The organism is Niallia circulans, from assembly GCF_003726095.1.
In the GTDB taxonomy this organism is placed as follows: Bacteria; Bacillota; Bacilli; order Bacillales; family Cytobacillaceae; genus Niallia; species Niallia circulans_A.
In genome coordinates this window covers 3,389,249-3,402,062 of record NZ_CP026031.1, presented here as the reverse complement: position 1 = coordinate 3,402,062, position 12,814 = coordinate 3,389,249, and the positions used below count along the sequence as shown (strand labels likewise).

General features: G+C 37.0%; 10 protein-coding genes. 8 read left to right on the top strand and 2 right to left on the bottom strand.

The genetic code is table 11. The annotated features are described in order from the left end of the window. The first annotated feature begins 14 nt into the window (after positions 1-14). The 4 genes from C2I06_RS16290 (at position 15) to C2I06_RS16275 (ending at position 4,899) form a co-directional block, all read left to right on the top strand. Complete coding sequence (locus C2I06_RS16290) at positions 15-572, top strand: thioredoxin family protein (protein WP_123258457.1); 558 nt, start codon at positions 15-17, stop codon at positions 570-572. 154 nt (positions 573-726) lie between these two features. Beyond that, on the top strand, positions 727-2,484 hold the full coding sequence (locus C2I06_RS16285) for an ABC transporter ATP-binding protein (RefSeq protein WP_123258456.1): 1,758 nt from the start codon (positions 727-729) through the stop codon (positions 2,482-2,484). After that, on the top strand, positions 2,477-4,318 hold the full coding sequence (locus C2I06_RS16280; RefSeq protein WP_420845917.1) for an ABC transporter ATP-binding protein: 1,842 nt from the start codon (positions 2,477-2,479) through the stop codon (positions 4,316-4,318). The genes C2I06_RS16285 and C2I06_RS16280 overlap by 8 nt, the downstream gene beginning before the upstream one ends. Before the next feature lie 77 nt (positions 4,319-4,395). After that, positions 4,396-4,899, top strand: coding sequence for a MarR family winged helix-turn-helix transcriptional regulator (locus tag C2I06_RS16275; RefSeq protein ID WP_095332595.1), 504 nt, complete (start codon positions 4,396-4,398; stop codon positions 4,897-4,899). Positions 4,900-5,243: 344 nt separating this feature from the next. On the opposite strand, the gene C2I06_RS16270 is transcribed toward C2I06_RS16275, so the two are convergent. Beyond that, complete coding sequence (locus tag C2I06_RS16270; protein WP_164463726.1) at positions 5,244-6,092, bottom strand: MerR family transcriptional regulator; 849 nt, start codon at positions 6,090-6,092, stop codon at positions 5,244-5,246. A gap of 20 nt (positions 6,093-6,112) precedes the next feature. After that, on the bottom strand, positions 6,113-7,276 hold the full coding sequence (locus C2I06_RS16265; RefSeq protein WP_095332598.1) for an MFS transporter: 1,164 nt from the start codon (positions 7,274-7,276) through the stop codon (positions 6,113-6,115). 185 nt (positions 7,277-7,461) lie between these two features. Here C2I06_RS16265 and C2I06_RS16260 point away from each other — a divergent pair, with 185 nt between their 5' ends. From C2I06_RS16260 to C2I06_RS16245, 4 genes are all read left to right on the top strand, one after another. Further along, on the top strand, positions 7,462-8,148 hold the full coding sequence (locus C2I06_RS16260) for a response regulator transcription factor (RefSeq protein ID WP_123258454.1): 687 nt from the start codon (positions 7,462-7,464) through the stop codon (positions 8,146-8,148). A 12-nt stretch (positions 8,149-8,160) separates the two neighbouring features. Then, positions 8,161-9,615 (top strand): HAMP domain-containing sensor histidine kinase, encoded by a 1,455-nt coding sequence (locus C2I06_RS16255; RefSeq protein WP_123258453.1) that lies wholly within the window; start codon positions 8,161-8,163, stop codon positions 9,613-9,615. Further along, complete coding sequence (locus tag C2I06_RS16250) at positions 9,612-10,721, top strand: WD40 repeat domain-containing protein (RefSeq protein WP_123258452.1); 1,110 nt, start codon at positions 9,612-9,614, stop codon at positions 10,719-10,721. The genes C2I06_RS16255 and C2I06_RS16250 overlap by 4 nt, the downstream gene beginning before the upstream one ends. Before the next feature lie 279 nt (positions 10,722-11,000). Further along, positions 11,001-12,788, top strand: a complete 1,788-nt coding sequence (locus tag C2I06_RS16245) for an acyltransferase family protein (RefSeq protein ID WP_123259175.1) — start codon at positions 11,001-11,003, stop codon at positions 12,786-12,788. Positions 12,789-12,814 lie beyond the last annotated feature (26 nt).

Below are 12,814 nucleotides of genomic sequence, written 5' to 3'. Positions count from 1 at the left end.
GAGCGTGTACCATAATGAAGACAGAGCAACAATATTTTGAAGAAGGCACAACGATTCAAACATATATGGAAAACATGAGTACATTAAAAGAGGAAAGCCATGAAGTATATGAAAACTTCTCTTTGCCGCAAGATGGTTTTACCGAAGAATTAAAAAAGCATAAGTTACATTTCCTAACGATTACGGAAGATTGGTGTGGCGATGCGATGGTGATTAATCCTGTTCTTCGCAAAATAGTAGAAGCGGCGGATTTGCCAATGCATGTGGCATTGCGAGATGCAGATACAGATTTAATTGATCGCCATTTAACAAACGGCGGCAGAGCGATTCCTATGGTGCTTATTTTAAATGAACAAGGCGAGTTAATTGGCAAATGGGGACCGCGTGCACCAGAAGTCCAAGAAATAGTTAATGAAGGGCGTGCCAAGCTTCCTGCAAAAGAGGATCCAACATTTGCGGAAAAACAAAAAGATTTTTACGAAAGCCTACAGAAGAGATATCGCACCGAGCCAGCTATTTGGACATATGTATACAAAAGCTTTAAGAGCAGAGTCCAAGAGATTATTAAATAAACAGACAGCCCTTGAATTTGAGGGCTGTTTTTTAATTGGTAAAAGCTTTTGTTTGACATCGAACTCTAAAATCATTAATATAATCGCATACGATATATCGGATGCGATGTATTTAGTGAGATTGATGTATGGCTGCAGGGGGAGGAATGGATTCATGATAAATATTTTTAAAAACTTTCAAAAAAAGGACTGGATGTTCATTTCATGTGCATTAGTCTTTATTATTTTACAAGTATGGCTTGATTTAAAGCTGCCAGATTATATGTCTGAAATCACAAGACTAGTGCAGACAGAGGGAAGTGAGTTAAGCGACGTTTTAGCTCAAGGTGGATTTATGATGCTTTGTGCGATCGGAAGTATGGTTGCTTCGATTATCACGGTTTTCTTTGCTGCGAAAGTGGCCGCAGGCTTTTCGAATCGTCTGCGCAAAAAGGTTTTTGATAAGACATTATCTTTTTCGATGGAAGAGCTGTCTGGTTTTTCAACAGCTAGCTTAATAACTCGTTCGACAAATGATATTATGCAAGTTCAAATGCTGATTATATTAAGCTTACAAATTGTTATTAAAGCACCGATCATTGCCGTGTGGGGAATTTTAAAAATTACCGGGAAAAGCTGGGAATGGACCGCTGCTACAGGCGTGGCAATTGCGGTGTTATTAGTGCTGATTGCTACGATTGTGCTAGTTGCTCTTCCAAAATTCAAAGTTATCCAGAAGTTAACGGATAATCTTAACATGGTAACAAGAGAGCATTTAAACGGAATCCGGGTTGTTCATGCTTATAATGCAGCAAACTATCATGAGGAAAAATTTGAGAAAGCAAATAAGGAATTAACGGATACAAATTTATTCACTTCTCGAATCATGGCCCTGATGATGCCGACGATTTCCCTGATAATGTCGGGGATGACGCTTGCCATCTATTGGATTGGAGCAGTGTTAATCAATAATGCGGCAATGGCAGACCGCTTGCCGATATTCTCAGACATGGTTGTCTTTTCTTCCTATGCGATGCAAATCATTATGGCGTTTATGATGGTTTCCATTACATTTGTTCTTCTTCCTCGTGCGGCAGTTTCGATTAAGAGAATAAACGAAGTCCTGAATACCGATGTGAAAATTAAGAGTGGTTCAAAAACAAATGGAGACAAAGTAGGAGAGATTGAATTTCGCGATGTGAGCTTTAAATACCCTGGAGCGAGTGATTATATTCTCCGAAATATTAGCTTTACTGCTTCTAAAGGGGAGACTGTTGCGATTATTGGTTCTACTGGGAGCGGAAAAAGTACTCTGTTGAACTTGATACCTCGCTTTATGGAAGCAACCGAGGGCGAAATTTTGGTAGATGGTCTAAATGTGAAGAATTATAAGCTAGAAGCATTACGAGACAAAATTGGATATGTATCGCAAAAAGCAGTTATGTTCAGTGGCTCTGTGTCTTCCAACATTACGTTTGGAGAGGAAGATAAGGATTCAGTGGAACAGATAAAAATCCAACGAGCAGTGGAAATTGCGCAAGGAAAAGACTTTATTGAAAAAATGGATCAGCAATATGAGGCGACGATTTCACAAGGTGGAACCAATCTTTCTGGTGGACAGAAACAAAGATTATCGATTGCACGTGCCATTTATAAAGATCCAGAAGTCTATTTATTTGATGATTCTTTTTCCGCGTTAGACTATAAAACAGATCGTGTCCTCCGTTCTAAACTGAAAGAAGAGATCCAAGATGCCACTAATATTATTGTGGCACAGCGAATTGGAACGATTAAGGATGCTGACCGCATTCTGGTATTAGATAAAGGCGAAGTAGTTGGAATGGGGACACATGACGAATTAATGGTAACTTGCGATGTTTACCAAGAAATTGCTTTATCACAATTATCAAAGGAGGAACTCGAAATTGGCTAAGAAAAACGAAGTAAAAGAAGAGAAAAATCCAACCCAAAATGAGGAGTTGGGGAACCAACCAGCAAAATCGATTCCTCCGCGTGCAAAAGGGATGAATTTTTCCAGTTTAAAGCAGCTGGTAATTTACTGTAAAGCTTACTTTCCGATTATCATCTTTGCTTTAATTCTGGCGATGACAGCGGCAATTTTTAGCATTATCGGTCCTGATCAGCTAAGCAAAATGACGGATTATATTACAGCAGGACTGATGGGAGACATTGATCTAGATGCTGTATATGATGTAGCGATTCTGTTGGTGTTCCTATACGGTTTAGGCTTTATTTTTAACTATGTGCAAGGCTATATTATGGCAACTGTCACCCAGAGAATTTCAAAACAATTAAGAAGAGACATTTCGGTAAAAATTAACCGTCTGCCTTTAAAGTATTTTGATAATACAACAACAGGTGATGTCCTTAGCCGGGTTACAAATGATGTCGATATGGTGGGACAGACGATGAACCAAAGTATTAGCAGCTTAATTACGGCTATTACTATGTTCGTCGGTTCCTTAATCATGATGTTCTACACCAACTGGATTATGGCAATTGCAGCTATTCTTTCCACCTTTATTGGTTTTGCGTTTATGTTCTTTATTATTTCGAAATCACAGAAATACTTCGCTCAACAGCAGCAAGAGCTTGGAAAATTAAATGGTCATATTGAAGAAATCTATTCTGGCCATAATGTCGTGAAAGCTTATAATGCAGAGCAGCAGGCGAAGGATGACTTTTTTGCTATCAATACACGATTATATGAGAGTGCGTGGAAATCGCAATTTATGTCAGGGCTGATGATGCCATTAATGATGTTTATTGGAAACTTTGGTTATGTGGTTGTATGTATTGTCGGGGCTGCTCTTGCTGTAAATGGCCATATTTCATTTGGTGTTATTGTTGCCTTTATGCTGTACATTCGCTTATTTACACAGCCGCTGCAACAAATTGCGCAAGCAGCGACAAATCTGCAATCCACAGCAGCAGCAAGTGGGCGTGTGTTTGAGTTCTTGTCCGAAGAAGAACTAGCAGTAGAAGAGGAGAAAACAGCAAAATTGGCAAATATCAAAGGTGATGTGGAATTTAAGCATGTCCGCTTTGGCTACAGTGAAGATAAAACAATCATTGAAGACTTTTCCGTACAAGTAGCCGCTGGCCAGAAGGTCGCAATCGTAGGACCGACTGGCGCTGGAAAAACAACATTAATTAATTTGCTGATGCGCTTTTATGAAATAAATGGCGGCGAGATCACAATTGACGGGATTCCAACCAACGAAATGACAAGAGAGGCCCTGCATGAGCTTTTCTGTATGGTGCTGCAAGATACTTGGATATTTGAAGGGTCTATTCGCGACAATATCGTCTATTCAAGAGAAGGAGTATCAGATGAAGAGGTAGAAGCTGCCTGCAAAGCAGTTGGCTTGCATCATTTTATCAAAACATTGCCAAACGGCTATGATACTATCTTGGATGACAAAACAAGTTTATCAGCAGGTCAAAAACAGCTTATCACCATCGCACGTGCCATGGTAAAAATGGCGCCATTACTTATCCTAGATGAAGCGACTAGCTCCGTGGATACCCGTACGGAATTACTGATTCAAACAGCAATGGATAAGCTGACAGAAGGAAAAACTTCCTTTGTGATCGCCCATAGACTTTCAACAATTAAAAATGCCGATTTAATACTTGTCATGAAAGACGGCGATATTATCGAAGCCGGAACACATAAAGAATTAATCGAGAAAAATGGATTTTATGCTGAGCTTTATAATAGCCAGTTTGAAGAAGCATCGTAATAAAAAGATTCTCATCGAAAAATTCGCTAGAATGTTGCGAGTTTTTCTTCCAGCTTCTTATAGAAAGGAGTTAAGAAATGTTAGATAGGCCGACATACATTTGGGAATCGATTGATTTTTTGAATCGATTTATTATGAAGAGCCGCCAAAGGTACGCAGAAGAGCATGGACTAACTGCTCCTCAAGCGCGTCTCATCCTAGAAGTTTTCCTTCATAAAAAAATAAGTGTGAAGGAGCTTACCCAAAATCTGCGTATCACACAAAGTACTGTTTCGGATATTGTAGAACGACTGACAGAAAAGGGCATTCTGATAAAGAAACCGAATCCGAATGACAAACGCTCCGTTCAGATTATGTTAACAGAAAGAATGGTAAAGAGAATTGAAGAAAAATCCCCAAAGCCCAATCAACAAATAATGGGATCCGTCTTAGATCATTTGCAGCCAAGCGAGCAAGCAAAAGTCGAAGAAGGAATGAGATTATTGGTAGCCGCTGTCGGTAAGAAACTGGAAGCAGACGGTATTGATGATTTAGAAGATTTCGAAGTATTATTTTTGCCAAAGGAAAAGAAATGCAAATAAAAAAGTCGGGTCTAGGACCTGACTTTTTTGCATGGAATGTATTTTTGCGACTTAAAAGCTTGTATCTATTGAAAAAGGAGGATGCTTCCTGTAACAGAGAGAAGTTCTCTGAGCTATTGGACGAAAGTTCTCCTAGCTAACAGAGAAAGGTTTTCAGCGCCTCTTATCGCCAGCATCCAATGTTTCCAGTAACAGAGAACAGCTCTCTAATCCCATTTCCCCAGGTATCCTTAGCAAAAGGTAACATAGGAAGTCTCTCCGTTCCCTTTTGTTACTCTACTCATATATTCGGTAACAGAGCAGGCTAAGTGCCATAATCCCTTAAGCTAACAGCCCCAAAAAAGTTATCCAACATTATTTTTCCTGCTCTCATCCTCCGCAACCCGCACGCTAAATTCACTAATATATTCTTCTTTCTTATGGTAAAGCCCCACCGAGAATGTTTCGTAAATGTCGCTGGTCACGGTTAAGTTTTGTTCCTGGACATAGTGAAGGAGCTTTTGCAAGGTTTGAAAATACTCTGTAAATATGGAGGATTTTAATTTGATACATACATATGTCCCCTTCGGAATAACTGCTCGCTCTGCTTCATTGGAAAGGCTGGATAGCTGTTTTCGTAAAGGGACTGGTGTGTAAAGATAGCTATAAGTGATCTCTTCCACTTTTTCATATTGTTTGAATGGAATAATGGAGCCATAGCCATTGTTGCGAAACTCTTCCTTTGTTGCTTTCTTTAGGTTGCTATAGGAAGGATTAAGAATGTTCTGTGGTCCAATATTTTTAACGCTTGTTTGGATAATGGCCTGTTCTTCCTTTTCCATTAGGATGATTTCTCCAAACGGATATTCTTGTCTTTGCAATTCTTCGCGGAGCTCTCGAATGGACTGTTGCGTCTCCAGTAAAGAAGCAATTTTTTCAGATATTAGCTCTTCTTGTTTTTCCAAAAAAGCGACGAAATCCAAGTTATCTGTTTCTTGGATTTCTTTAATCTGCCCAAGAGGTGTGCCGATTGAAATAAGCAATTTAATAATATCAAGACGGTATAATTGAGTATCCCGATAATAACGATAATTCGTTTGGGGATCGACATAAGCAGGCTTAAATAAGCCGATTTTATCATAATGGCGAAGTGCTTTAATGGTAATATTCGCTACTTTTGCGACTTCTCCAATGGAGTAAAGTTTCTCTTCCATCTTAATCAACTCCATCCATTCTAAGATTTAGCTAATGATTTTTGTCTCCAAATAAGAGTCAAGGCGATACCGATCGCTAAAAAGACAGCTGCGAAATAGAAAGGATAATTTAAATCAATATCGAATAATATTCCTCCAATAATCGGGCCAAATACATTACCAATGCTTGTGAACATGGAATTCATCCCGCCAACAAAGCCTTGTTCGTCTCCCGCGATTCTAGAAAGATAGGTCGTCACGGCTGGTCGCATTAAATCAAAGCCAACAAAAACGATAATCGTAACAAGGAGAATGAGAGAGTACGAATGTACGATCGTTAAAAGCAAGACTAATATAGTGGAAAAAAGCAGGCTGTATCGAATTAACAGAATTTCGCCCATCCACTTTGTCAATTTTTCAAATAAGGCTACTTGTGCAATAACCCCAACCGTTGCCCCACCTGTTATGATAATTGCAATATCCTTTGGCGTAAATCCAAATTTATGATCGACGAAAAGCGAGAATAGTGATTCAAAGGAAGATAATCCAAAGGATGAAATAAAGATAATGAGAAAAGAAATAAAATAGATAGGCACGAAAATTCGCTGCCAGCCCACCTTTTCTGCATTTGCTTGATTTTCCTCTGTACGTCGCTCAGGTTCCCTTAAGGCGAAAAAGGAGAGAATCGCAGCTGTAAAGCCTAAGATTCCGGCAAAATAAAAAGGCATACGCGTCCCAATTTCTGCTAAAAATCCGCCAATTCCTGGGCCAATGATAAATCCAGTGGAAATAGCAGCAGACATATAGCCAAGTGCTTTCGGTCTAGCTTCCATTGTAGTAATATCGGCAATAAAAGCCGTAACAGCAGGCATAATAAACGCCGCACTAATCCCGCCAAGCACACGTGAAAGAAAAAGAATACTGACCGTTTTCCCAAGTCCGAATAATAATTCAGACGCTCCGAAGATAAGTAGTCCAATGACAATCATGCGCTTTCTACCAAATTGATCGGCCCAGCGACCAGCTATAGGAGAAACAACAAGCTGGGCAATCGCAAAAGCTGCCACCATGTAACCAACAATCGCTCCAGAAAGATGAAGCTCATTCATAATCGTAGGAGTTACAGGAATAACCAGACCAATACCGAGAAAGGCAATGAATAAATTTATAAGTAAAATAGAAAGAGTAATATTCTGTCTAAGCATAATGTTCGTCTCCTTAAGAAGTATCTACAAACATTAAGTGTAAACTCTCCTCTAAGGGTAGAGTCAATGGAATGAGTAAAGTTCCCGAAGAGAATCTTTCATAGCCTAATCGACGTTATTCTAGTTGTGCTATAATAAATTTCAAATAGTCTTAAACTATATTATACAAATTAAGGATGATCAATGTGAATAAAATGAAAATTCTTATAATAGAAGATGATGAGCCAATTGCGGACTTATTGTCGTACGGTTTAGTAATGGAAGGTTTCCAAACAAGAATTGAAACATCCGGAACGATGGGGATAAGAGCAATCGATTCGTACAACCCTGATATTATTCTTCTTGATTGGATGCTGCCAGACTGCAGTGGATTGGATATTTGTAGAAAGGTAACAACAGATTATAATATTCCAATCTTAATGATTACTGCTAAATCAGATATTGCAGACAAGGTTATCGGGTTAGAATATGGGGCAGATGATTATATTACAAAACCATTCGATATGCGGGAAGTTGTTGCTAGAATTCGAACTATTCTTCGTAGATTGGAGCAATCGCTTAATGAGTCTAATCAAAAAACAAATAATGAAATTTCTTTTGGAAATACTATCATTATTTTAGAGGAGAGACTTGTCAAAAGAGATGGTGTCAATATTGAACTAACCCCAAAGGAGTTTGATTTATTAATAACTTTAGCTGGGCATAAAGGCAGAATATTTACTCGTTCAGAATTGCTTGATATCGTCTGGGGATATGACTTTGTAGGAGATACACGTACTGTTGATACACATATTCAAAGGCTGCGTAAAAAACTTGATGCGGCAGATCTTATTAAAACAGTATTTGGCGTTGGCTATAAATTCGAAAAGTAGGTGCAAGATAAGATGTTAAAGACCATTAGATCTAAATTTATTGTTGGATTTTTTCTTATTTTTTTACTATCTTTTCTTGCGCTTAATCAAATAGTTAAGGAAATAATTTGGTCAAATAATGAGAACGTTGTTACGTCAGATTTAGTGGAATTAAAAAAAAACAGCAATGTATATGTTCGCCAATCATTTTTGATAAACCACTTTAAAAATAATAGACTTTATTTCGGTGATATGGCAGAAGAGATAGTTCAAGATTTAAATTACTCTACTGGGAGTAATATCAGTGTATACAATTTAAATGGAAATTTATTAGCCTCCTCCGACGAGAAAGCTTTCTCTGGAGCAAGGAAAGAAGATTTACAGCAAGCTATTAAAGGAGAAACGGCATACCATATTACCTATGATCGAAGGAAGGCTATTGTCCATTTCTCTTATCCGGTTATTATAGATGGATCTAAAGTTGGTATCATGCGTTTTTCTAAAGATTTTAGTCTTCTTTATAATCAAAGTGAGAGGATATTAGATTTCATTTTTTATATTGCATTAGCCATTTTTGGAATAGCCTTTCTTTTTTCTTATATTCTTTCTAGACATATCACTGTTCCGCTGATTAAACTAACACAAGCATCCAATGAAGTAAAGAAAGGAAATTTAGATGTTAATATTCAAATTAATAGAAAAGACGAGATTGGGAGATTGGCTGTTAATTTCAATGATATGATTCATCAAATTGATAGTCAAATCACAACCATTGAAAAGGATCGTGATCGATTAAAGGAGTTGAATGAGAAAGAAAAACGCTTTTTTGATAATATAACTCATGAACTCAAAACGCCATTAACTTCTATTCTTGGGTATGCAGAAATAATAAGTAAAAAAGGGGAATCGGATAGAACATTTTTTGAAAAAGGGATGAACCATATCATTGGCGAAAGTCGTAGACTACATAAAATGGTTGTTAAACTTCTTGAAGTATCTAAAGGAGTGAAGAAAGATTATCCATTTGAAAGAGTGGAAGTAGGAAAGATATTAAATGACGTATGTGATTCTATGTCCTTTCGAGCTGAACGTTATAAGAAAACAATCGTTCGTAACTTTTCCAAGAATCTCTATGTAAACGGACAGCCTTATCGGCTACGTCAGCTTTTTATTAATCTTATAGATAATGCAATAAAGTATAGTTCGCCACAATCAAAAATAATAGTCCAAGCAGAAGTAATTGGAGAAAAGGTATATTTAGTGTTTGAAAATCCTAGTGATTCTATTACAAAAGATCAGTATGATAACCTCTTTGAACCATTTTATGTGGTAACGGATAATGTGGAGGAAGGGAGTGTTGGTTTGGGACTAAGTATAGCTAAATCCATTGTTGAAGATCATGGAGGAGTGATTAATATTTTTCATGAGAATCATTCTATTACTGTGAAAGTAGAACTAACCCACATGAAAGGTGAATATCGATCATGAAGAGCAATCGACTGATGAGGTGGATCGGAATAGCTTTATTTATTATTATTATTTTGTCTGGGTGTACGATAGGGAAAAGATCGGAAACGATTATTATTCCTAGTAAGCATGAGAATATTACAATAGAGCAGGAAAGTCACTCCTTCCAAGTCGAGACCATATATCGTCTTCCTAAGCCAGTTTACTTGTTAGGTTGGAAGGATAGTGGCTCAGTTGTGGGAATATTTCAGGAGAAAGGTGCTTCAGAGAATATTACAAATGAAATTCAGCAAATGAAATTTCCGTATGAAGAAGTGGAGAGTCTCCAAAAGATTGATAATAATATGGTAGACTTAATATTGTCGCCAAATGGAAAAAAAGTAGCACAAGTAAGCACTCAAGCAACGGCAAAGTTATTAAAGTTAATTTCACTTGATAAGAGTGAGGAGGTTAAAATTACTTCAGGGGAAGAAATATTCCTTCAGGATATTACATGGTCTAACAATGGTCAGTATCTTTGCTTTCTTACTATCAGTCCGCTTCAGAAGAATCAAGCCCAAATTGGCGTCTATGACACTATTTCGAAAAGCTCCCAAACATATAATCTCGAAAATTTTGATAAAAGGGGAACTTTAATTGGACTGAGTATTTCGGATGATGGAAAAAATTTAGTACTGTCTCTGCTGCAAAATAGTAATAGTTCTATCGCTATAGTAACTATTCATAATAATCAAGTCCAGATTCAGTATGAGCGCCAGACTGGAAGTAGTCAGAGTGCATGGTTAAACAATAATCAGGTTGTGTTTCTTGGTACGGATCAAACATTATATGAATATGATCTTCGAAATGATGAAGTGTCTATCTTATTGGAAAAGGTAGATAACTTCGAGTTCTCAAGAAACGGAAAAAAGATTGCTTACTCTCTAATTGATCAAGACAGTACTTTTGCTGGGGCGTTGCAAGGGAAAAATATTCTTTATCAAGAACCAATTTATCATGGGCTGTCGGTTTCCGAAATGAAGTGGAGCCCTGATGATAAAAAACTTTTGTTATCTGGAAGAAAAACATATACCCCAAAACAAAGTTCTCTATTAGAGGAAGAAGCAGTTATTATTGATTTTAAATGAATAATTTGATTAAGAAGTTAGGTAGTCTTTTTTTAAAAGATTGTCTAACTTTTTTTGATGAAATCAAAATAAAAAACGATAGTAGAATAATTATTAATATTTAGATAATTTATTTGTGACATTTTGTTTACAAGTCGTCCGAACTTTGGTCGCATTTTTGTTTTATATTAAAAAAGTAAGAGAAAGAGAAGGGGATACAAAGTGATTTCTTTCAAGAATATTAATATCTCTGGGTTACTTTTATCTTTTTTAATAATCAAAAGTAAGGATTTGAATACAATGAGTCATAACAACACGAAACATTTTTCGAAATATCATAGAAGTAGACGATATATGTCAGGTTTAGATGGTCTAAGAGCGATATCTGTCCTTGCGGTTATTGCATATCATCTAAATATCAAATATTTCCAAGGCGGTCTGCTAGGAGTTGGAATATTTTTTGTGATTTCGGGCTATCTCATTACAGATCAGATTATAACAGAGTGGCAGAGACAAGATAGCTTTAACTTGTTGCATTTTTGGAAACGAAGAGTAAAAAGGCTTATTCCAGCGGTGATTTGGATGCTTTTTTGTGTAAGTATATGGCTTTTAATTTTTGATTTTGAAAGGCTGCAATCACTGAAGGGGGCTTTCTTTTCTTCTATCTTTTATGTGAATAATTGGTGGTTAATTTTTCATAAGGTCTCTTATTTTGAGAATTTTGGTCCGCCTTCTCCAATTGGCCATCTATGGTCCCTTTCTATTGAAGAGCAATTTTACTTGATATGGCCAGTTATTTTGATGGTTGGATTAAAAAAAGGGAAAGACAGATCAAAGCTGACTATTTGGGTTTTATTCGCCGCTATATTATCAGCACTGTGGATGGCTTGGGTTTATGTACCTGGTACTGATCCTAGTAGGGTTTATTATGGGACAGATACGAGAGCTTTCGGTCTACTCATAGGAGTGAGTTTAGCCTTTGTTTGGCCAAGTCAAAAGTTGAGTTATCAAGTGTCAAAACAAGCTCGGTATTTATTAGACTTTGCAGGTGGTACTTGTTTGTTATTAATCATTTTAATGATCGTTAACTGGAATAAATATGATATTTTCTTATATCGAGGAGGATTTGTACTCCTAAGTGTGGTGACGACCATTTTAATTGCAGCATTGGCACATCCAGCAAGTTCCATCGGGAAGTGGCTGTCGTGGAAGCCGCTACGCTGGATTGGGGTTCGGTCATATAGTCTATATTTATGGCACTTTCCAGTCATTATTTTATCCAGTACATCAAATATAGAGCATACGAGTATTTTCCATATAACGGTTCAGGTAGCTCTTAGCTTTATTTTAGCTGCTATATCGTATAAATATATCGAAGAGCCTTTTAGACGAGGGACGTTTAAGAAAATGGAGCGTAGTAGTTTATTACACAAATCTATTCTTCGTCGGATTTATTTGGGAACGATTTTATTGATAGTCTTTTTTCTTATTATTTTTAAAGGGTATCTTACGTTTTTTGAAAAGAAACCATTAGCTGCAGAGGTGATAATGGGACAAATCCAAGAAAACGGCGATGCCAATAAAAAGACAGAAAAGATAGATGAGGGCAATAAGCAAGCAGGAAAAAGAATTACAGTGATTGGAGATTCTGTTATTCTTGATGCTGCTCCTTATTTAAAAGAAATGATTCCTGGAATAGTGATTGATGGCAAAGTAGGTAGGCAAATGGTACAAGCGCAACACGTAATCGATAACCTACAACTAGAAGGAAAATTAGGAGAAACAGTTGTGATTGAACTTGGGACAAATGGATCCTTTCATTCTAATCAATTACGTAATGTATTAGAATCCCTTCAGGATAAGAAACGAGTTTTTATTGTAAACACTCGTGTTCCAAGAGATTGGCAAGATATTGTAAATAGGAATATTACAGAGATCGCTAATGAATTTGCTAACACAACACTTATTGATTGGTATTCAGCAAGTGAAGGGAAAGAGGATTACTTTTATGAAGATGGAGTGCATTTAAGTGCAACAGGAGCGAAGATTTATGCATCCATTATTGCAAATAGAATAAAAGAACAATAGAAAGAATGGTAGTTAGATAAGAAAGA

Excerpts from the sequence above, each read along its gene's own strand:
- C2I06_RS16290 (WP_123258457.1), top strand. The coding sequence starts at position 15 with ATGAAGACAGAGCAACAATATTTTGAAGAAGGCACAACGATTCAAACA.
- C2I06_RS16285 (WP_123258456.1), top strand. The coding sequence starts at position 727 with ATGATAAATATTTTTAAAAACTTTCAAAAAAAGGACTGGATGTTCATT.
- C2I06_RS16275 (WP_095332595.1), top strand. The coding sequence starts at position 4,396 with ATGTTAGATAGGCCGACATACATTTGGGAATCGATTGATTTTTTGAAT.
- C2I06_RS16270 (WP_164463726.1), bottom strand. The coding sequence starts at position 6,092 with ATGGAAGAGAAACTTTACTCCATTGGAGAAGTCGCAAAAGTAGCGAAT.
- C2I06_RS16265 (WP_095332598.1), bottom strand. The coding sequence starts at position 7,276 with ATGCTTAGACAGAATATTACTCTTTCTATTTTACTTATAAATTTATTC.
- C2I06_RS16255 (WP_123258453.1), top strand. The coding sequence starts at position 8,161 with ATGTTAAAGACCATTAGATCTAAATTTATTGTTGGATTTTTTCTTATT.
- C2I06_RS16250 (WP_123258452.1), top strand. The coding sequence starts at position 9,612 with ATGAAGAGCAATCGACTGATGAGGTGGATCGGAATAGCTTTATTTATT.
- C2I06_RS16245 (WP_123259175.1), top strand. The coding sequence starts at position 11,001 with ATGAGTCATAACAACACGAAACATTTTTCGAAATATCATAGAAGTAGA.